Annotated in this window: 22 protein-coding genes; 17 read left to right on the top strand and 5 right to left on the bottom strand. The window is 67.9% G+C overall.

Going from position 1 to position 19,753, the window contains the following annotated elements:
* Window positions 1-114 precede the first annotated feature (114 nt).
* From rpsM to ABD210_RS10670, 10 genes are all read left to right on the top strand, one after another.
* Window positions 115-486: a 30S ribosomal protein S13 gene (gene rpsM / locus ABD210_RS10715; protein WP_344110899.1), complete on the top strand. Its 372-nt coding sequence runs from the start codon at window positions 115-117 to the stop codon at window positions 484-486.
* Window positions 487-530: 44 nt separating this feature from the next.
* Complete coding sequence (rpsK, locus tag ABD210_RS10710; protein WP_012923659.1) at window positions 531-938, top strand: 30S ribosomal protein S11; 408 nt, start codon at window positions 531-533, stop codon at window positions 936-938.
* A gap of 24 nt (window positions 939-962) precedes the next feature.
* Complete coding sequence (gene rpsD / locus ABD210_RS10705) at window positions 963-1,571, top strand: 30S ribosomal protein S4 (RefSeq protein ID WP_325057651.1); 609 nt, start codon at window positions 963-965, stop codon at window positions 1,569-1,571.
* A gap of 101 nt (window positions 1,572-1,672) precedes the next feature.
* Window positions 1,673-2,698 carry a DNA-directed RNA polymerase subunit alpha gene (locus ABD210_RS10700; protein ID WP_112243143.1) on the top strand — a complete coding sequence of 342 codons (1,026 nt, stop codon included), beginning with the start codon at window positions 1,673-1,675 and terminating at the stop codon, window positions 2,696-2,698.
* Window positions 2,699-2,796: 98 nt separating this feature from the next.
* Entirely contained in the window at window positions 2,797-3,504 is a 708-nt protein-coding gene (gene rplQ / locus ABD210_RS10695; RefSeq protein ID WP_344110896.1) for a 50S ribosomal protein L17, sunset domain variant, read from the top strand.
* 91 nt (window positions 3,505-3,595) lie between these two features.
* Entirely contained in the window at window positions 3,596-4,408 is an 813-nt protein-coding gene (gene truA, locus ABD210_RS10690) for a tRNA pseudouridine(38-40) synthase TruA (RefSeq protein ID WP_344110895.1), read from the top strand.
* On the top strand, window positions 4,401-5,003 hold the full coding sequence (locus tag ABD210_RS10685; RefSeq protein WP_344110894.1) for a class I SAM-dependent methyltransferase: 603 nt from the start codon (window positions 4,401-4,403) through the stop codon (window positions 5,001-5,003). The genes truA and ABD210_RS10685 overlap by 8 nt, the downstream gene beginning before the upstream one ends.
* Before the next feature lie 34 nt (window positions 5,004-5,037).
* Window positions 5,038-5,559 (top strand): SigE family RNA polymerase sigma factor, encoded by a 522-nt coding sequence (locus ABD210_RS10680; RefSeq protein WP_344110893.1) that lies wholly within the window; start codon window positions 5,038-5,040, stop codon window positions 5,557-5,559.
* Window positions 5,552-6,316 carry a hypothetical protein gene (locus ABD210_RS10675; protein WP_344110891.1) on the top strand — a complete coding sequence of 255 codons (765 nt, stop codon included), beginning with the start codon at window positions 5,552-5,554 and terminating at the stop codon, window positions 6,314-6,316. The genes ABD210_RS10680 and ABD210_RS10675 overlap by 8 nt, the downstream gene beginning before the upstream one ends.
* Before the next feature lie 49 nt (window positions 6,317-6,365).
* The gene (locus ABD210_RS10670; RefSeq protein ID WP_344110890.1) at window positions 6,366-8,048 is read left to right on the top strand and encodes an ABC-F family ATP-binding cassette domain-containing protein; all 1,683 of its coding nucleotides are present in this window, start codon (window positions 6,366-6,368) and stop codon (window positions 8,046-8,048) included.
* Here ABD210_RS10670 and ABD210_RS10665 read toward each other — a convergent pair.
* From ABD210_RS10665 to ABD210_RS10650, 4 genes are all read right to left on the bottom strand, one after another.
* Window positions 8,045-9,076, bottom strand: a complete 1,032-nt coding sequence (locus ABD210_RS10665) for a glycoside hydrolase family 18 protein (RefSeq protein ID WP_344110889.1) — start codon at window positions 9,074-9,076, stop codon at window positions 8,045-8,047. The genes ABD210_RS10670 and ABD210_RS10665 overlap by 4 nt on opposite strands.
* 44 nt (window positions 9,077-9,120) lie before the next feature.
* Window positions 9,121-9,675, bottom strand: coding sequence for a TetR/AcrR family transcriptional regulator (locus tag ABD210_RS10660; RefSeq protein WP_344110888.1), 555 nt, complete (start codon window positions 9,673-9,675; stop codon window positions 9,121-9,123).
* A gap of 136 nt (window positions 9,676-9,811) precedes the next feature.
* The gene (htpX, locus tag ABD210_RS10655; protein WP_344110886.1) at window positions 9,812-10,690 is read right to left on the bottom strand and encodes a zinc metalloprotease HtpX; all 879 of its coding nucleotides are present in this window, start codon (window positions 10,688-10,690) and stop codon (window positions 9,812-9,814) included.
* A gap of 218 nt (window positions 10,691-10,908) precedes the next feature.
* Entirely contained in the window at window positions 10,909-12,195 is a 1,287-nt protein-coding gene (locus ABD210_RS10650) for a citrate synthase (protein WP_344110885.1), read from the bottom strand.
* 284 nt (window positions 12,196-12,479) lie between these two features.
* Here ABD210_RS10650 and rplM point away from each other — a divergent pair, with 284 nt between their 5' ends.
* The 4 genes from rplM (at window position 12,480) to ABD210_RS10630 (ending at window position 15,427) form a co-directional block, all read left to right on the top strand.
* Window positions 12,480-12,923 carry a 50S ribosomal protein L13 gene (rplM, locus tag ABD210_RS10645; RefSeq protein ID WP_344110884.1) on the top strand — a complete coding sequence of 148 codons (444 nt, stop codon included), beginning with the start codon at window positions 12,480-12,482 and terminating at the stop codon, window positions 12,921-12,923.
* Window positions 12,924-12,972: 49 nt separating this feature from the next.
* Entirely contained in the window at window positions 12,973-13,494 is a 522-nt protein-coding gene (gene rpsI / locus ABD210_RS10640) for a 30S ribosomal protein S9 (RefSeq protein WP_344112035.1), read from the top strand.
* Between the two features lie 16 nt (window positions 13,495-13,510).
* Window positions 13,511-14,863, top strand: a complete 1,353-nt coding sequence (gene glmM, locus ABD210_RS10635; RefSeq protein ID WP_344110883.1) for a phosphoglucosamine mutase — start codon at window positions 13,511-13,513, stop codon at window positions 14,861-14,863.
* A gap of 129 nt (window positions 14,864-14,992) precedes the next feature.
* Window positions 14,993-15,427, top strand: a complete 435-nt coding sequence (locus tag ABD210_RS10630; RefSeq protein ID WP_344110882.1) for a hypothetical protein — start codon at window positions 14,993-14,995, stop codon at window positions 15,425-15,427.
* Here ABD210_RS10630 and ABD210_RS10625 read toward each other — a convergent pair.
* Complete coding sequence (locus tag ABD210_RS10625; protein ID WP_344110881.1) at window positions 15,424-16,434, bottom strand: LacI family DNA-binding transcriptional regulator; 1,011 nt, start codon at window positions 16,432-16,434, stop codon at window positions 15,424-15,426. The two genes, ABD210_RS10630 and ABD210_RS10625, sit on opposite strands and share 4 nt — an antisense overlap.
* A gap of 259 nt (window positions 16,435-16,693) precedes the next feature.
* On the opposite strand from ABD210_RS10625, the gene ABD210_RS10620 reads away from it, so the two are divergent.
* The 3 genes from ABD210_RS10620 to ABD210_RS10610 are packed head-to-tail and all read left to right on the top strand — an operon-like array spanning window position 16,694 to window position 19,734.
* Window positions 16,694-17,923 (top strand): ABC transporter substrate-binding protein, encoded by a 1,230-nt coding sequence (locus ABD210_RS10620; RefSeq protein WP_344110880.1) that lies wholly within the window; start codon window positions 16,694-16,696, stop codon window positions 17,921-17,923.
* A 24-nt stretch (window positions 17,924-17,947) separates the two neighbouring features.
* Window positions 17,948-18,907, top strand: coding sequence for a carbohydrate ABC transporter permease (locus ABD210_RS10615; protein WP_344110879.1), 960 nt, complete (start codon window positions 17,948-17,950; stop codon window positions 18,905-18,907).
* A gap of 11 nt (window positions 18,908-18,918) precedes the next feature.
* A complete protein-coding gene (locus ABD210_RS10610; RefSeq protein ID WP_344110878.1) occupies window positions 18,919-19,734 on the top strand; it encodes a carbohydrate ABC transporter permease in 816 nt (271 codons plus the stop codon).
* Window positions 19,735-19,753 lie beyond the last annotated feature (19 nt).

The raw sequence follows: 19,753 nt of genomic DNA, 5'->3' as shown, positions 1-19,753 counted from the left end.
AGTCGGACGTCGCCCCCGGAACAGAGGCCGGGGCCCTGCCGGTGAGCATTTCACCGAGGCGGGCAGGGACGCGGCGCGCCACCACACCTCTGCTGACGAAAGGAACACCGCCACATGGCACGCCTCGTAGGAGTCGACCTTCCGCGCGACAAGCGCATCGAGGTCGCTCTCACCTACATCTTCGGTGTAGGTCGTACTCGCGCCCTGAAGACGCTCGAAGCCACCGGCATCTCCGGTGACAAGCGCGTCCACGAACTGGGCGACGAGGAACTGGTCAAGCTCCGGGACTTCATCGAAGGCAACTACAAGATCGAAGGTGACCTCCGTCGCGAGGTGACCGCGGACATCCGCCGCAAGATCGAGATCGGGTCGTACCAGGGTCGCCGGCACCGCAGCGGCCTGCCGGTGCGTGGTCAGCGCACGCGGACCAACGCCCGCACCCGCAAGGGTCGTCGCAAGGCGATCGCCGGCAAGAAGAAGAAGTGACCCGGATGACCCAGAGCCTCGACCTTTCCAGGAGTAACTGACTTATGCCTCCCAAGAGCCGCACAGCGGCCGGCGCGAAGAAGGTGCGCCGCAAGGAGAAGAAGAACGTGGCCGCCGGCCACGCGCACATCAAGAGCACGTTCAACAACACGATCGTGACGATCACCGACCCGACCGGCGCGGTCATCTCGTGGGCTTCCGCGGGCACCGTCGGCTTCAAGGGTTCGCGCAAGTCCACCCCGTTCGCCGCGCAGATGGCAGCCGAGGCTGCCGGCCGTCGCGCGATGGAGCACGGCATGCGCAAGATCGACGTCTTCGTGAAGGGTCCCGGCTCCGGCCGTGAGACCGCGATCCGTTCGCTGGGTGCCGTCGGCCTCGAGGTCGGCACCATCCAGGACGTCACCCCGACCGCCCACAACGGCTGCCGCCCTCCCAAGCGGCGCCGGGTCTGACCCAGAGAAAGGTAGGCAGCGAAAATGGCCCGTTACACCGGACCCATGACCAAGAAGTCGCGCCGTCTCGGGGTCGACCTCGTCGGTGGCGACAAGGCGTTCGAGCGTCGTCCGTACCCGCCGGGTATGCACGGCCGCGGCCGTCCCAAGGAGAGCGAGTACCTGCTTCAGCTGCGTGAGAAGCAGAAGGCCCGCTACGCCTACGGCGTGCTCGAGAAGCAGTTCAGCCTGTACTACAAGGAGGCCTCGCGGCGTCCTGGTAAGACCGGTGACAACCTGCTGATCATCCTCGAGTCCCGCCTCGACAACGTCGTCTACCGCGCCGGCCTGGCCCGGACCCGTCGGCAGGCGCGTCAGCTCGTCGTGCACGGTCACTTCACCGTGAACGGCATCAAGGTGAACATCCCGTCGTACCGCGTCGCGGCCCACGACGTGATCGACGTCCGGCCGAAGTCGGTCGAGATGACGCCGTTCATCATCGCCAGGGAGACCCACTCCGAGCGAGTGGTTCCGGCCTGGCTCGAGGCGCTGCCCGAGCGGCTGCGGATCCTCGTGCACCAGTTGCCCACCCGGGCACAGATCGACACCCAGGTCGCCGAGCACCTGATCGTCGAGCTCTACTCGAAGAACTGATCCGGCTCCCGCCGGCGGGTCCTCCTCGCCGGCGGGATCGGTCATCTTCACCAGTTCGCGGCCTCAAATAGTGGTCGTCGCGGAAAAGAAGGACACAGAGAATGCTCATTGCCCAGCGCCCCACCCTGGCCGAAGAGGTCGTAGACGAGCACCGCTCGCGGTTCGTGATCGAGCCGCTCGAGCCGGGCTTCGGCTACACCCTCGGCAACTCCATCCGCCGTACCCTGCTGTCGTCCATCCCGGGCGCGGCAGTGACCAGCATCAAGGTCGACGGCGTGCTGCACGAGTTCTCCACCGTTGCCGGGGTCAAGGAAGACGCCACCCAGCTGATCCTGAACCTCAAGGACCTGGTCGTCTCCTCCGAGCACGACGAGCCGGTCACCATGTACCTGCGCAAGCAGGGCCCCGGTGACGTCACCGCCGCCGACATCGCGCCGCCGGCCGGTGTCGAGGTGCACAACCCGGACCTGAAGATCGCCACCCTGAACGAGAAGGGCCGGCTCGAGATGGAGCTGGTCGTCGAGCGGGGCCGTGGCTATGTGTCCGCGATCCAGAACAAGTCCGCCGACGCCGAGATCGGCCGGATGCCGGTCGACTCGATCTACTCGCCGGTCCTCAAGGTCACCTACAAGGTCGAGGCGACCCGCGTCGAGCAGCGCACCGACTTCGACCGGCTGGTCGTCGACGTCGAGACCAAGCCGTCGATGCTGCCGCGCGACGCCGTCGCGTCGGCCGGTAAGACCCTGGTCGAGCTGTTCGGCCTGGCCCGCGAGCTGAACGTCGAGGCCGAGGGCATCGACATCGGCCCGTCGCCGGTGGACGAGCAGATGGCCGCCGACCTGGCCCTGCCGGTCGAGGACCTGCAGCTGACCGTCCGGTCGTACAACTGCCTCAAGCGCGAGGGCATCCACACCGTGGGTGAGCTGATCTCCCGCAGCGAGCAGGACCTGCTGGACATCCGCAACTTCGGCTCCAAGTCGATCGACGAGGTCAAGCTGAAGCTGGCCGAGATGGGCCTGTCGCTGAAGGACTCGCCCCCCGGCTTCGACCTGCGCGCCGCCGCCGAGGCGTATGGCGACGACGCCGAGGACGAGGACGAGAGCTTCGCCGAGACCGAGCAGTACTGATGCCTTCACCCCACCACCGGGGTCACTGAGCCCATCGAAGGCCGTAAGGCCTGTTCCCAAGGTCCGCACCCGGGCCTGAGATTTCCTGGAGTCAAGAGATGCCAACCCCTACCAAGGGATCCCGCCTCGGCGGCAGCCCGGCGCACGAGAAGCTGATCCTCAGCAACCTCGCGACGTCGCTGTTCGAGCACGGCTCGATCACCACCACGTCGGCCAAGGCCAAGCGCCTGCAGCCGCTGGCGGAGTCGATGATCACCAAGGCCAAGCGTGGTGACCTGAACTCGCGCCGTCAGGTCATGAAGCGGATCCGGGACAAGAGCGTCGTGCACGTGCTCTTCACCGAGATCGGCGAGCGGTTCGCGGACCGTCCGGGTGGTTACACCCGGATCATCAAGCTCGGCCCGCGCAAGGGCGACAACGCCCCAATGGTGAAGATCGAGCTGGTCGAGGCGCTGGCTGACGCGCCGAAGGCCAAGAAGGCCGCGGCGAAGAAGGCTCCGGCCAAGCAGGCGCCGGCGAAGAAGGCCGCTGCCGAGGACGAGGCCAAGACCGAAGACGTCGAGGCTCCGGCCGCCGACGCAGAGGTCCAGGACACCGTCGAGGCCAAGTACGAGGGCTCCGCGGCCCCGACCGCCGACGGCTCCGCGCCCGAGGGCTTCGACATCAAGGGCAACGAGAACTCGATGAAGTTCCACACCCCCGACTCGCCCTGGTACGACCAGACCGAGGCCGAGGTCTGGTTCAACACCGAGGACGCCGCCACGGCGGCCGGCTTCACCAAGGCCGGCGAGACCGAGGACAAGTAACACCTTCCGTCGGCAGCGCCCCCTCACCCTTTCCGGTGCGGGGGCGCTGTCGCGTTTCGGGGCCGAGGCGCCTGCTGCGTTAGATTGCCCTGTGCGTTTGCGGATCGACCTCAGGTATGACGGGACCCAATTCCACGGCTGGGCCCGCCAGGAGGGCCTCAGGACCGTGCAAGGGGCCCTTGAGGAGGCCCTGCGGACCGTACTGCGGGTCGCGGAGCCCCCGGTGGTCAACTGTGCGGGCAGAACCGACGCGGGCGTCCACGCGCGCGGCCAGGTGATTCATGTGGACCTGGAGACGGAGATGACCGGCCGGGAGTTGCTGAGGCGGCTCAACGGTGTGCTGCCCGAGGATGTCTGGGTGACAGCGGTGACGGAGGCTCCGGAGGGCTTCGACGCCAGGTTCTCCGCAATAGCCCGTCGCTACGTCTACCGCATCTGCGACGACTCCGCCGCCTGGGATCCATTGCGCCGCAAGGAAGTAGTGCGGGTAGGCCGCCCGCTGGACGTGGACCGGATGAACGCAGCCGCCCAGGGCCTCCTCGGAGAGCACGACTTCGCCGCCTTCTGCAAGAAGCGCGAGGGGGCGAGCACAGTGCGAGCCCTGCTGGACTTCTCCTGGGATCGGGTCTCGCCGGGAATGGTGGAGGCCACGGTGATCGCCGACGCCTTCTGCCACTCGATGGTCCGCGCACTGGTGGGTTCGGTGATCCCGGTGGGTGACGGGCGGCGTGAGGTGTCCTGGCCCGCCACCGTGCTGGCGGGACGCGTCCGCGACTCGGCGGTGACGGTGGCGCCGGCCCGCGGACTCACCCTGGAAGAAGTGCGGTACCCAGCAGACGGAGAACTGGCCGCGCGGGCTGTACAAGCTCGCCGGGTCAGGGGAGAGGTGCACCAGCGTGGCTGACCACTACTTCTCGGCGGAGCCCACCTCAGCCGACGTGCGGCGTACTGTGCAGGCGCGGATCTGGGGCCGGGAGTACACCTTCACCACGGCGACCGGGGTGTTCTCCCGGGACCGCCTGGACCTCGGTACGTCGGTGCTGCTGCGCGAGGTGCCAGCACCGGCCGACGGGGGCACGATCCTCGACCTCGGCACGGGCTACGGGCCGATCGCGGTGGCCCTGGCGGTGGAAGCGCCCGAGGCGGAGGTCTGGGCCGTCGACGTGAACAACCGGGCGCTGGAGCTGACCGCCGAGAACGCGAAGGCGGCGGGCGTCGAGGCAAGGGTCCACCCGGCGCTGACGGACGGTGTACCGGAGGACGTGCGGTTCGACGAGATCTGGTCGAACCCGGCGATCCACATCGGCAAGCCCGAGCTGCACAAGATGCTGCTGCACTGGCTGGCCCGCCTTGCCCCCGGTGGCGTGGCATGGTTCGTGGTCGGCAAGAACCTCGGCGCCGACTCGCTGCAGCGGTGGCTCACCGAGCAGGGCTACCCCTGCGAGCGGACCGCCAGCGCCAAGGGATTTCGGGTCCTCAAAGTCACTGCAACGAATTAGCCCGCGGCGCCGTCCTGGGGGTATGGAGGCAGCCTTGGCAGCAGCAGAGGCAGAGGCGGGGTCGCTCGATTTCGAGCTGTTCGTGACCGAGCGGGCTGCCGCGCTGCTGCGGTTCGCCTATGTCCTCACCGGGGACGTCAGCCTGGCGGAGGACGCGGTCCAGGACGCCCTGACGACAGCCTGTGCGCGCTGGGGCCGGGTCAGCCGTGCCGAAGACCCTGAGGCGTACGTGAAGCGGATGGTGGTCAACGCGCATATCTCCTGGTGGCGCCGCTTCCGCCGCCGAGAGGCACCTGCTGCGGAACCCATCCGCACAGCGCCGCCCACTGTGGACGGCAGCGCCGCCCGGGCCGACGCAGAAGCCGTCTGGGCACTCTGTGCGACTCTGCCGGACCGTCAGCGGGCCGCGGTGGTCCTGCGCTTCTATGAGGAGCTGTCGTACGCCGAGATCGCAGTACTGCTGCACTGCGCGGAGGCAACGGCAAGGTCGCACGTCCACAGAGCACTGGCGTCGTTGAAGGTCACACTGAGCAGGGAAGGAGCCGAGGATGCCTGAGTACGAAGCTGAGGACGAGCTCGGCCCCAAGATCGCCGACGCTTTCCAGACCAAGGCAGACACCGTCCACGGCCTCCGCGAGCGGGGCATGGCCGCAGAAGCACGCAGGCGGATCCGTAGGCGGCGGCAGACGCTGATAGCGGGAGCCGCGGCGCTGGTGGTCGCCGTGTCGATCGGCGGCGTGTGGAACGCGGTCGGGGGCCCCTCACCGGTCGCCACCAGCGGCGCCGCGGACAGCAGGGCCGAGGGGTCCGGAGCGGCCGGCTCGAACGACGTACCGAAGGTCCCTGACCCGATGACCACCTGTCCTGAGCGACACCCGCTGCTCACCGCTGCCGGGCCCGAGGCGGTGCCGCTGGGAATCGGCCTGGACCTGCGGATGCCGGTGTACGGGCTAGAGGCCTGCCGGTACCGGATTGTCCCTGCCGACACGATGCTGCTGGGCTCGGCGAGCTTCAACGCCTCCACGGCCCAGCAGGTCGTCGACGAGATCAAAGTGCTGCCGGAGCGCAATCCCTCCTTGCCCATGATGGACTGCCCGACGAACGCGATCCGGGGGACCGAAGCGATCGTGCTCCGCTTCGACACGGCCGCCGGGCCGAAGGAGATCTGGGTCGGGTACGACGGATGCGGTTCCGCCGGCTTCTTCACGGGCTCCAGGACGTACGGTCTGTATGCGGCGCCGCTGAAGCTCTTCATGAAGGGCACGGTCCGCCCGGCCGGCGGTATGTACCTCGACTACCTCACGGGCTGGTAGCCGCGATAACGGTTCGCCGCCGGGTGGGGTGCCCGGTCAGACTAGGGCCATGGGTCACGTCGATGTCGCAGGGATCGGGTTCGAGCTGCCGGACGGCCGGGTGCTGCTGGACGACATCACCTTCCGGGTCGGGGACGGCGCCAAGGTCGCGCTGGTCGGCGCCAACGGGTCCGGCAAGACCACGCTGACCAGGATCATCGCGGGCGACCTGAAACCGCACAGCGGCAGCATCAGCAGGTCCGGTGGGCTCGGCGTGATGCGGCAGTTCGTCGGGTCGGTCCGCGACGAGTCGACCGTTCGGGACCTGCTGCTGGGTGTAGCTCCACCCGCCATCCAGACCGCCGCGGTCAAGCTGGACCAGGCCGAGCTGGCAATGATGGAAGCCGACGACGAGAAGACCCAGCTGCGCTATGCACAGGCCGTGTCCGACTGGGGCGAGGTCGGCGGCTACGACGCCGAGGTCCTCTGGGACGTCTGTACTACGGCTGCGCTCGGCATCCCGTTCGACAACTGCCGCTGGCGGGAGGTGAAGACCCTCTCGGGTGGTGAACAGAAGAGGCTCGTGCTGGAGGCTCTGCTGCGTGGCCCGGACGAGGTGTTGATGCTGGACGAGCCGGACAACTACCTGGACGTACCGGGCAAGCGCTGGCTCGAAGAGCAGCTCAACGCGACCCAGAAGACCGTGCTCTACATCAGCCACGACCGTGAGCTGCTGGCCAACACGGCGACCCGGATCGTCACCGTCGAACTAGGTGCCGCGGGCAACACGGCGTGGACGCACGGCGGCGGGTTCAAGACCTACCACGCGGCGCGCGAGCATCGGTTCGAGCGCTTCGAGGAACTCCGCAAGGTCTGGGACGACGAGCACGCCAAGCTGCGCGCGCAGATGCTGATGTACAAGCAGAAGGCGGCGTACAACTCCGACATGGCGTCGCGCTACCGGGCCGCGCAGACCAGGCTGCGCAAGTTCGAGGAGGCCGGCCCGCCGGAGGCGATCCCACGCGAGCAGAAGGTCAGCATGCGGCTGACCGGCGGCCGCACCGGCAAACGCGCCGTCGTCTGCACCGGCGTCGAGCTGACCGGCTTGATGAAGCCGTTCGACCTCGAGGTCTGGTATGGCGAACGCGTGGCCGTGCTGGGCTCGAACGGCTCGGGCAAGTCGCACTTCCTCCGCCTGCTGGCGAACGGGGGTTCCGATCCGGACATCGAGCACCAGCCGATCGGCGAAGTACCGATCCCGCCGGTCGCGCACACCGGTAACGCCAAGCTCGGCGCCCGCGTCCGGCCGGGCTGGTTCGCGCAGACGCACGAGCACCCCGAGTTGGTCGGCCGCACCCTGCTGGAGATCCTGCATCGAGGTGACGACCATCGTGACGGCATGGGCCGGGAGTTGGCGTCCCGCAAGCTGGACCGCTACGAGTTGGCGCATGCCGCCGAGCAGACCTTCGACAGCCTGTCCGGCGGTCAGCAGGCGCGGTTCCAGATCCTCCTGCTGGAGCTGTCCGGAGCCACCCTGCTGCTGCTCGACGAGCCCACCGACAACCTGGACGTCGAGTCCGCCGAAGCGCTGGAGGAGGGTCTGGACGCCTTCGACGGCACGGTTCTGGCCGTCACCCACGACCGCTGGTTCTCCCGCGGCTTCGACCGCTTCCTGGTCTTCGGCAGCGACGGCTCCGTCTACGAGTCACCCGAACCGGTCTGGGACGAGGGCCGGGTGGAGCGCGCCCGCTAGACGGCGAAGCACCAGCCTTCGCGATAGGCGGCCCACTGTTCGGGGGTGGCGGTGAAGTCGACGTAGAGCGCGAGGCCGAAGTTCTGGCGTCCTGAGGAGCCGAGGCCGAGGCGGGCACCGCGGACCGCGGCAGCCACAGTCTCGGCATGACCCCAGTGGGACGGGTTGCTCTCCCAGTACGCCGGCAGTCCCATCAGCAGGTCGACCTGAGGCGGGGTGACCTCCAGTGCGAGTTCCGTCTGCTCAGCGACGTAGCCGCCGTACAGGGACTCCGTGGGCATGGCGGTGTCGTAGGACATCACCGCGACTTGCTCGACCCGCTTGGCCACCTGGGCGAAGTAGTCCTGCGACCACCACTTGCCGTGCCCGGTCAAGGCGATCGTCGCTCTGTCCATCAAGGGCGCCGGGCTGATCTGCGCGGTCGCGACCGAGAGCGGCACGTCCCGCGCGGCCGTCGTCGCGTGGACCTGGTCCAGCAGGGCCAGGAACCCCTTCGAGCCCGACCGGGCCGGCTCCAGGTCGAGGTGGATCCCGTCGAAGCCCTGGTCGAGCACCTGCCCGGACGAGGTCGCCACCCGCTCCCGGACCGCCGGATCGTCGAGGTCCATGCCGGGCTTCATCTCCGGCTGGAGGACATCGCCGAGCCAGGCCTGGACGCGGATGTTCGGCATCGCCTGGTGGACGGCGTCGGTGAACCAGCGGGCCTTGGGGGAGACCTTCGTCAGCGGCAGTGTCCCGTCGTGTTCCAACGGACCGGCGTGCACGTAGAGATCCCGAATACCAGTGCCCTTGAGCAGAGCCGTCAGCGACGCGATGTCGGCCGCGGACTTCCGGCCGTCGACCCAGGCGTGCCCTAGCCAGACCGCGTCCTTGCCGCGGGTCCGGGCGCCGACCGAGGGATCACCTGTGTAGGCAAGGCGCAGCGAGGCCGCGAAGACGCCCAACGGCAGCGGAATCACCAGGAGGAACACCAGTGCAGCGACAACGAGCGCCCGCCGGCGACGCGACCACGACCGCCACCTCTTCACGAAACCCCCTGCTCCGGACCCGACGAGTGCGCTGCCTCCGGGCGTCACGTAGTACGGCCCGGGCGCAGGCCGTCGTACAGGAGAGCGAGCATGCGATCGCGAACAGCGGGTTCGAGGCCGACTGCTGTCGCGCCGCGGGATGCCCCGATCAGCAGGGCATAGACCTCCGGAAACTCTGCATCAGCCCGTACGTCGCCGCTGTGCTGGGCGCGGGCGAGCAGGTTTCCGAAGGCTTCGCGCAGCCCTGTCCCGGCGTTCCGGGCGTCCTGGCCGACGGCCGATCCTGAGGCGCTGAGGGCGTCGGCGATGGCCAGCTTCGACGTTGCTTCGGAGACGACCTGGCTGAAGAAGCCGAAGAAGGCGCTGCCGGGGTCTGTTTCGTCGGCGAGCCGGACGGCTCGGTTCCGCAGCCGTTCCAGGCGCAGGGTCAGGACCGCCTCGAGCAGTTCGACCTTGGTCGGGAAGTGCCGGAACACCGTGGCGATGCCGACCCCCGCGAGCTTGGCCACGTCGTCGGTCGAGGCGCTCGGTGCGCGCCCGAACACCTCCTCGGCCGCACCCAGGATCCGGGTCCGGTTGTCCCGCGCATCGGCTCGCAACGGCTGTCCCTCCTTCGTTCTCGCACAGCCTAGGAGACGCCGCCCAGCCCCAGCGGGTTCTAAACGGAGTACGGACTCTATATATCGCCCGCGCGCGGGGGCTGCTGGACGAACTGATCGAGGCGCTCGGGAACCGCTAGCCTCCTAGCGACCGACGACGGCCGGCGGCCAGTTGCTGCAGGCGGCGGATCCGTTCGGCGGTCGGCGGATGCGTCCGGAACAGCGAGGCCAGGCCGGCGGACCCGCCGAACGGGTTGGCGATCATCAGATGCGCCCGGGGTGTCAGCGACGGATCAGGCGGCAGAGGTGCCACCTGAACACCACGCTCGATCTTCTGCAGCGCGCTGGCGAGCGCGAGCGGGTCGCCCGTCAGCTCGGCACCCGAAGCGTCGGCCTGGAACTCGCGGCTGCGGCTGATCGCCAACTGGATCAAGCCGGCCGCGAGCGGTCCGAGGATCAGCATGAGCAGGCCGGCCAGCGGCGACCCGCCCTCATCGTCGTCCGAAGATGAGCCGAACGGCAGCAGGTAGGCCAGATGCGCGAGGGTGGTGAGAGCGCCGGCCAGAGTCGCCGCGATGCTGGAGATGAGGATGTCGCGGTTGTAGACGTGCGACAGTTCGTGGCCCAGCACGGCCCGTAGCTCGCGCGGTTCGAGGATCTGCAGAATGCCCTCAGTGACGCAGACTGCCGCGTGCTTGGGGTTCCGCCCGGTTGCGAAGGCGTTCGGCTGCCTGGCCGGGCTGATGTAGATCCGGGGCATCGGCCGGTTCCCCGCAATCTCGCGCACCATCTCGTAGAGCCACGGCGCTTCGGCCTCCGAGACGGGCCGCGCGCCCATCGCCCGCAAGGCGAGCTTGTCGGACCAGAAGTAGGTGCCCGCGTTCATGGCCACCGACAGCAGGAAGGCGATCACGACACCGCGACGACCACCCAGCGCGGCGCCGGCGGCGATGAAGAGCGCCGTGAGACCGCCCAGCAGGATCGCGGTCTTCAGTCCGTTCCGGAGGCGATACATACTCCAACCAGCTCCCTCAGCCGCGCCAGTTGTTCCCCATCGCGGCCCTGGACAAACGGTGCGGGAGGCCGGGAACCGGCGGCGGCAGCTGGGCCGTCTTACCGCCCAGAACCGCAGAACGGCCCGGTCCGTGGCACTCACGCCGGACCGGGGCCGTCCCCAACTTCCTCAAATCCTCAGCCGCACCGGCGCGGCCGCCAGTGCCTTGGCCGCGAGGGTCAGCGGTCGCCCATCGGGACGTACTGGACGCCCCGCGCGCCGGTGTAGATCTGCTTCGGGCGGGCGATCTTCTGGTCGCTGTCGCCGAGCATCTCCAGCCACTGCGCCAGCCAGCCCGAAGTACGCGGGATGGCGAACAGCACGGTGAACATCTCCGGCGGGAACTGCAGGGCCTCGTAGATCAGGCCGGAGTAGAAGTCCACGTTCGGGTAGAGCTTGCGGGAGACGAAGTACTCGTCCTCCAGCGCGATCTTCTCCAGCTCGACGGCGATCTTCAGCAGCGGGTTGATGCCCGTCACCTCGAACACGTCGTCGGCGGCCTTCTTGATGATCTTGGCGCGCGGGTCGTAGTTCTTGTAGACCCGGTGGCCGAAGCCCATCAGCCGCTCCTCGCCGGCCTTCACGCCCTCGATGAACGAGGGGATGTTGTCCAGCGAGCCGATCCGGCGCAGCATCTTCAGCACGGCCTCGTTGGCACCGCCGTGCAGCGGGCCGTAGAGGGCGCCGATGCCACCGGCAACCGCCGTGTACGGGTCGACCTGGGTGGAGCCGATCGCCCGGACCGCGTTGGTGGACGCGTTCTGCTCGTGGTCGGCGTGCAGGATGAACAGGATCTCCAGCGCGCGCACCAACCGGTCGTCGGCGGCGTACTTCGGCTCGCTCATCTTGAACAGCATGGACAGGAAGTTCGCCGCGTAGCTGAGCTCGTTGTCGGGGTAGACATACGGCTTGCCCTGGGCGTGCCGGAAGGCGAAGGCACCCAGCGTCGGCATCTTGGCGATCAGCCGGCGGATCTGCAGCGCCCTCGACTCCTCGTCGAAGATGTCGCGCGACTCCGGGTAGAAGGTGGACAGCGCGCCGACCGAGGCGAGCAGCATGCCCATCGGGTGCGCGTCGTAGCGGAAGCCCTGCATGAAGGTCTTCAGGTTCTCGTGCACGAACGTGTGATACGTCACGTCGTGCGCCCAGGCCTCGTACTCGGCCTTGTTCGGCAGCGAACCGTTCACCAGCAGGTACGCGACCTCGAGATAGTTCGACTGCTCGGCAAGCTGCTCGATCGGGTAGCCGCGGTACTCGAGGATGCCCTTGTCGCCGTCGATGAAGGTGACGGACGACCGGGTCGAGGCGGTGTTGACGAAGCCGGGGTCGTAGGTGGCCAGGCCGCCGTCGCCGTCGGCTGCGCTGATCTGCTTGAGGTCTGCGGCACGGATAGTGCCATCGGTGATGGCAAGGTCGTAGTCCTTGCCGGTCCGGTTGTCCCGGACGGTGAGCGACTGTTCGGTCACAATGCCCTCTTCGGAAGCTGGCGCCATCGCCTGGTGAGTGAGGGTTATCGTCGCCGGCGGGACGCGGATCGGACTGCAATCTTCACCGCTAAACTAGTGCTGTCCTCAGCGGCTTCCAAGCCGGGGTGCCCTGGCCGCTTGGGCTCACTTTGACCCGAGGGTGTTCGCGCCGGTATTCTGGGCTGCTGTTGTGCGTTCCTGGTCCTCGCCGGTGTGATTGCGGACCGCTCGCCGACGTACCAGTTCAGATTTGTCAACTCTCTGAGAAACGAAGGTCAACGACCGTGCGCACGTACAGCCCGAAACCTGCTGACGTCACCCGTGAGTGGCATGTGATCGACGCCACCGACGTCGTGCTCGGTCGGCTCGCCGTCCAGATCGCCACTCTTCTGCGCGGCAAGCACAAGCCCACGTTCGCGCCGCACGTGGACGGCGGTGACTTCGTCGTCGTCATCAACGCCGGCAAGATCGCCCTGTCCGGCAACAAGCGGACCGACAAGCTGGCCTACCGCCACTCGGGTCACCCGGGTGGTCTGACGGCCACGCCGGTCGGCGAGATCCTCGAGAAGGACCCTCGCAAGGCCGTCGAGAAGGCTGTCTGGGGCATGCTGCCGAAGAACCGTCTCAGCCGGAAGCTGCTCAGCAAGCTGAAGGTGTACGCCGGTCCGGAGCACCCGCACACGGCTCAGCAGCCGAAGCCGTTCGAGATCACCCAGATCGCTCAGTAACAGCGATCGACGAGCCAGGTAAACGAGGATTCCCAGCGTGAGCGACAGTATGGTCAGCAACACCGAGACCGGCGAAGACATCGACACCGAGGTGCCCATCGACACCGAGGGCCCGGTCGCCTACACCTCCGAGACGAACCCGACGCCGGAGCAGCGGGCCGAGTCCGGCCGCGTCGCGGTGATCAACCCGGCAGGTGCGACCGGTCGCCGCAAGGAGGCCGTCGCGCGCGTCCGGCTGATCCCGGGCACGGGCAAGACCACCGTCAACGGCAAGCCGTTGGACGTGTACTTCCCGAACAAGGTGCACCAGCAGCACGTGAACGAGCCGTTCGTCGTCGCCGGCCTCGAGGGCTCGTACGACGTGATCGCCCGGATCAACGGCGGTGGCATCACCGGCCAGGCCGGTGCGCTCCAGCTCGGGATCGCCCGCTGCCTGAACGCCGCCGACGAGGAGGCGAACCGGCCGGGTCTGAAGAAGGCCGGGCTGCTCACCCGCGACGCGCGGATCAAGGAGCGCAAGAAGGCCGGTCTCAAGAAGGCCCGTAAGGCTCCGCAGTACAGCAAGCGCTGAGCTGCGTCTCCCAAAGATGTCGTCCCAGCGTCTTTTCGGCACGGACGGCGTCCGTGGCCTGGCGAACGTGGACCTGACCGCGGAGCTGGCGCTCGACCTCTCGGTCGCCGCCGCTCACGTACTCGGCGAGGCCGGTGCCTTCGAAGGGCACCGGCCACGCGCCGTTGTGGGCCGGGATCCGCGTGCCAGTGGTGAGTTCCTGGAAGCCGCCGTGGTGGCCGGTCTGGCCAGCGCCGGCGTCGATGTCGTCCGGCTCGGCGTACTGCCGACCCCGGCCGTCGCCTACCTGACCGGTGTGACCGGGTCCGACCTCGGCGTGATGCTGTCCGCCAGCCACAACCCGATGCCCGACAACGGGATCAAGTTCCTGGCACGCGGCGGGATCAAGCTCGACGATGCGATCGAGGACGCCATCGAGGTCCGGACGGGCGAGGAATGGCAGCGCCCGACCGGTGCCGCCGTCGGCCGCGTGCTCGACGACGGCCAGGGCTTCGAAACCTATGTGTCCCACCTGGTCCGCTCCGCGCCCAACCGCTTCGAGGGCGTCAAGGTCGTGATCGACTGCGCCAACGGTGCCGCCTCACTGACCGCCCCGGAGGCACTGCGCCGTCTCGGCGCCGAGGTGATCACCTACGCGGCCGCGCCGGACGGCCTGAACATCAACCGCGACTGCGGTTCCACCCACATGGAGGGCCTCCGCCGCGAGGTGATCGGTCACGGCGCAGACCTCGGCATCGCCCTCGACGGTGACGCCGACCGCTGCCTGGCCGTGGACGCCGGCGGCGAACTCGTCGACGGCGACCAGATCCTCGCCGTACTGGCCCTGGCGATGCGCGACAGCGGCGAGCTGTCCAACGACACCGTGGTCGCGACCGTGATGAGCAATCTCGGCTTCGTCCAGGCGATGGTCCGGGAGCAGATCGCGGTCGAGCAGACCAAGGTCGGCGACCGGTATGTGCTGGAGGCAATGAAGGCCGGCGGCCACAAGCTCGGCGGCGAACAGTCGGGCCACGTGATCCTGTCCGACCATGCGACCACCGGCGACGGCACCCTGACCGCGGTGATGCTCCTCGCCCGCTTGGCGCAGACCGGCAAGAGCCTGCGCGACCTGGCAGGTGTCATGACGAGACTCCCGCAGGTCCTGGTGAACGTCCCCAACGTCGACAAGTCCAGGGCCGGCTCCGACACCGGAGTACAAGCTGCTGTTGCCGCTGCGACAGCCCGCCTGGGCGACACGGGCCGAGTCCTCCTCCGCCCCTCCGGCACCGAACCGCTGGTCCGCGTCATGGTCGAGGCCGAGTCCTCCGACACGGCGCACGAGGTCGCCCACGCCCTGGCCGACGTCGTAGCCACCTCCCTCAAGCTCTGACCCGTACTACGCACCGCCCCGCGCGGGGCTCCCACGGTGGCGGGCCGGGGCTACTTCGGCGCCGAAAGCCCGCGTGGGCATACGGCCGACGTACCCAGAAGTGTCGGTGCTGTCTCGTAGGGTGACGGCATGGATACGGGGGAGTTCGAGCGGGTCTACGTGGAGCTGGAGCGGTACAGCGGGCCGCTCTCCGGCGTTGCGGATGTCGGGAGCGTGCCGCACTACTTCCATGCGGCGGATCCCGGGCGGGCTGATGATCAGTTCTACGTCTGGCCGATCGCGCCTGAGGTGTTCGCGTTGGAGCGCGAGTGCTGGGCGATCTTCGTCCGGTGGAACGAGCGGTACGAGAACGGCGAGGTCGGACCCGAGACCCATCCGGGGGTCGGCGGGATCGACGACCGGTACGACGAGCTGGAGGCGCGGCTCAAACCCTGCCGCGAGGTGCCCGCGGACGCGCGGGTGCTGGTGGGGCGGACCGAGTTCCTGATCGACGACGAACTCCCGCGCTATCGGGTCGACGGGTGTGACTACGCGATTCGCTGGCAGGCCGTCGTCCTGGATTAACGCGGCGGAGCAGTCGAGGCGCCGATTCGGAGGTCGGCGGGCACCAGCTGCGGTGGCAGGGGATCGGCGCCCTCGAGTTGGCGGATGAGGGACTCGGTGCCGAGCTGGCCGAGCTCGGGGCCCGGCGTCCGCATGAAGCTGAGCTCCGGATCCGACAGAGCGGCCATATCAGGTGCCATCAGCAACGACAGCACCGAGATGTCGGCCGGAACGGCTCGGCCCAGCCGGTTCAGGCCGGACACCACGCCGAGTGCGGCGTATTCGTTCAGCACCAGGACTGCCGTGGCCTCCGGATGGTCGCGGGTCAAGGTGGCCGCGGCGCCCTGGCCCGCCCGGGTCGAGTCCGCGCAGGGCAGCACGGTCGTCTCGACGCCGTACTCGGCCGAGACTCTGCGATAAGCGGCCTCGGATCGCACGAACGGCCCGTAGTTGTGGAATTTCGGGTCGGTCAGATCACCCGCGACCATGACGAAGCGGCGATGTCCCAGGCCGTGCAGGTAGTCGACCGCTTGCTCGACGGTGGTGTCGAAGTCGATGTCGACGTGGGCCAGACCCTCCAGCGTGGTGGTCCGGCCGATCAGCGCGAACGGTGTGCCGGTGCGCTGCAGCACCCCGACCCGAGGGTCGTCCAGCTGAACCTCCATCAGCACCACTCCGTCGACCAGTCCCTGCCCCACCAGCTCGGTGAGCTCATGGCCGTCGTTGCCGACCGGCCAGAGCACCAGGTGGTAGTCCTCCTTGCGAGCCGCGTCGGCTGCGCTGGTGAAGAACTCCGCCGCCGAGAAGCCGAAGCGGTGGTCGAGTGCCGGGTACGCCATCGCGATGATGTGGGTCTTCCGGCTGGCCAACGCCCGGGCGACCATGTTGCGGCGGAAGCCGAGCTCCGACATGGCCTGCTCGATCCGCAGCCTGGTCGCCGCGGTCACCGGCTTGGTGTCGTTCAGCACGAAGGAGACGGTGGCGATCGACACGCCTGCGTGCTTCGCGACATCGCGCATGGTCACCATCGGCCGGCCTCCCGCTCACGCGCCCCACGGCGCTGCGTGCCCCACCCTGACACGGCCGCGCCGCGGAATCGATTCCGGACGACGCCGAACCCTTGACAGCGGTGTGACGTAAGGAACATAGTCCCTGACACACGCCAAGTTAAGCGCTTTGCCGACCTCCACACAAGCGAACCGGCAATCTTTCGTGGTCAGCGGTTAAGCGCTTTGATCAGCGTCGACCTGCGGCCAAACGCCGACCCACCGAAGGAGCCGAATGCTCATGACCAACCAACGGATCACCGCTGCACTGGCCGGTGCGGTGGCCCTGTCGCTCGCCCTGGCCGCCTGCAGCAACGGCGGCACGGGCTCGTCGTCCTCGTCGGGCGGCACCGTCAGCAGCCTCTCGATCCTCGACTACTACAACAACGAGCCGGACAAGTCGCTCGTGCAGAAGGGACTCGACGCCTGTGCGAGCCAGTTGGGCATCACGATCCAGCGCGAGACGGTCCCCGGCGCTGACCTGATCCCCAAGGTCTTGCAGCAGGCGTCGTCGAAGACGCTGCCCGACGTGCTGATGCTGGACAACCCCGACGTTCAGCAGATCGCCGCCACCGGAGCGCTGGCGCCGCTGGACGAGCTGGGTGTCAACGCCGACGGGTTCACGAAGGGCATCGTCGACGCCACGTCGTACCAGGGCAAGCTGTACGGCCTGGCGCCTGTGGTGAACACGATCGCGCTGTTCTACAACACGAAGACCCTGGCCGACGCGGGCGTGCAACCACCGAAGACCTGGGACGAACTCCGGGCGGCGGCCAAGAAGCTGACCAAGCCCGGTCGCTACGGCATCGCCTTCAACGCGAACGCTACGTACGAGGGTTCCTGGCAGTTCCTGCCGGCGATGTGGACCAACGGTGGTGAGGAGACGAACCTGACCAGCCCGGAGGTGGCCGACGCGCTGCAACTGTGGGTGGACCTGGTGAAGTCCGGCTCGGCCTCCAAGAGCGTGATCAACTGGACCCAGGGTGATGTCAAGGACCAGTTCGTCGCCGGCAAGGCCGCGATGATGGTGAACGGGCCCTGGAACATCCCGTCGCTGAAGGAGACGCCGAACGTCAAGTGGGACGTCGTCCAGTTCCCGGTGAACAAAGCCGGCCAGACCCCGATCGCACCGCTCGGCGGCGAGGCCTGGACGGTGCCGCTGAACAAGGATCAGGCCAAGCAACAGAAGGCGGCGGACTTCGTCAAGTGCCTGAGCTCCGACACCAACGAGCTGGCCTGGGCGAAGGCCCGGTTCACCGTTCCGACCCGGACGGCGCTCGGACCGGAGTACGTCAAAGAGGTTCCGTCGATGAAGGCCTTCTCCGAGCAGGTCGCCAACGCGCGGTCGCGGACCGGCAAGCTCGGTGACAAGTGGCCGGATGCGGCGAAGGTGATCTACCAGGCGATCCAGCTCGCGCTGACCGGACAAGCCACGGCCTCGGATGCCTTCAAGAAGGCGTCCGGCGGCTGATCCGGCGACGACAGGGAGAAGGACATGGTGCACGCACCGACGCTGACTCCCACCACCGGTGCGTCCACCGCCGAGCCTGCGCGCAGGCCCCGCGGTCGGCGCCACCGGGGTGAGGACCTCACCAAGATCCTGTTCGTGCTGCCGGCCGCGCTCGCGATGCTCGCACTGTTCGGGTATCCGGTGGTGAAGAACCTGGTGATGAGCCTGCAGGACTACACGCTCAAGACCTTCTTCACCGGAGCCGCCCCCTGGGTCGGCCTGGACAACTACGCGGCGGTGGTGAAGGCGCAGATCTTCTCCAAGGCGATGGTCAACACGGCCGTGTTCACGGTCGCCTCGATCGCCTTCCAGTTCTGCATCGGGTTGGCGCTGGCCTTGTTCTTCCGGCGGCGCTTCCCCCTCAGCGGCCTGCTGCGATCGCTGCTCCTGCTGCCGTGGTTGTTGCCGCTGATCGTGTCGAGTGCGACCTGGCGGTCGATCCTCGAGCAGGACAGCGGCATCCTGAACCGGAGCCTGGCCGCAGTCGGGATCATCAACGAGCCGGTGCCGTGGCTCAACTCGCCGTCGGTGGCGCTGATCGCCGTGATCGGGGTGAACATCTGGATCGGCATCCCCTTCAACGTCACCTTGCTCTACACGGGTCTGTCGGAGATCCCGGACGAGCTGTACGAGGCGGGGGCGCTGGACGGCGCCACTGGCTGGAAGGCCTTCCGGTACATCACCTGGCCCAACCTGCGGGCGGTGGCCAGCGTGCTGCTCGTGCTCGGCGTCGTCTACACGATCAAGGTCCTGGACATCATCCTCGGCCTGACCGGGGGCGGTCCCGCCAACGCCACCCAAACCCTGGCGACCCAGTCGTACGAGAAGTCCTTCATCGACTTCAAGTTCGGTCAGGGAGCCGCGCTGAGCAACATCCTGATCGCGATCTCGCTGGTGTTCGCGGTCCTGTACCTGCGCGGCACCCGCCGTGCCGTGGATGAATAGGAGGGCGTGGGATGTCTGACACCAAACCACGGCGCGCGTTGTTCACCCTCGTCGGGGTGCTGGTCCTGGGCGTGATGCTCTTCCCGGTCTACTGGATGGTGAACGCTTCGCTGCAGCCATCCGGGAACACCCTGACCGCGAGCATCCTGCCACTGGATCCCAGCTTCGCGGGCTACCGGCGGGCTATCACCGAGCAGGGCCACAACCTGGTCACCAGCCTCACCATCGCGACCGGAACGGTGGTGCTGAGTCTGCTGATCGCCGCTCCGTGCGCGTATGCCCTGTCGCAGTTCCGGTCGCGCTGGATCGGCGCCGGGCTGCTCGCGATCCTGGTCTCGCAGATGATTCCGGGGATCGTCATCGCGAACGCGCTCTACACGGCCTACGAGAACCTCGGACTGCTGAACTCGATCCCCGGGCTGATCGTCGCCAACTGCAGCAGCGGCATCCCGTTCGCGATCCTGATCCTGCGCTCGTTCATGCTGTCGGTGCCGCCGTCACTGGTGGAGGCCGCGCGGGTCGACGGGGCCGGTCTGTTCCGGGCGTTCGTCGCGATCGTGCTCCCGATCAGCAAGAACTCCCTCATCACGGCCGGGCTCTTCAGCTTTCTCTTCTCCTGGAGCGACTTCCTCTTCGCGTTGACGCTGACCACCAAGGGTGGGGTCCGTCCGGTCACGTTGGGGATCTACCAGTACCTCGGCACCCAGGTGCAGAACTGGAACGCGGTGATGGCGACCGCGGTGCTCTCGGCGATCCCGGCGATCGTGCTGCTGATCGCCGCCCAGAAATACATCGCCGCCGGTGCCATCGGCGGCGCCGTCAAATGACCTCTGACGCAAAGGAACC

This window comes from Kribbella alba (assembly GCF_039529635.1).
In the GTDB taxonomy this organism is placed as follows: domain Bacteria; phylum Actinomycetota; class Actinomycetes; order Propionibacteriales; family Kribbellaceae; genus Kribbella; species Kribbella alba.
This window is presented reverse-complemented; position numbering and strand designations above follow the sequence as displayed.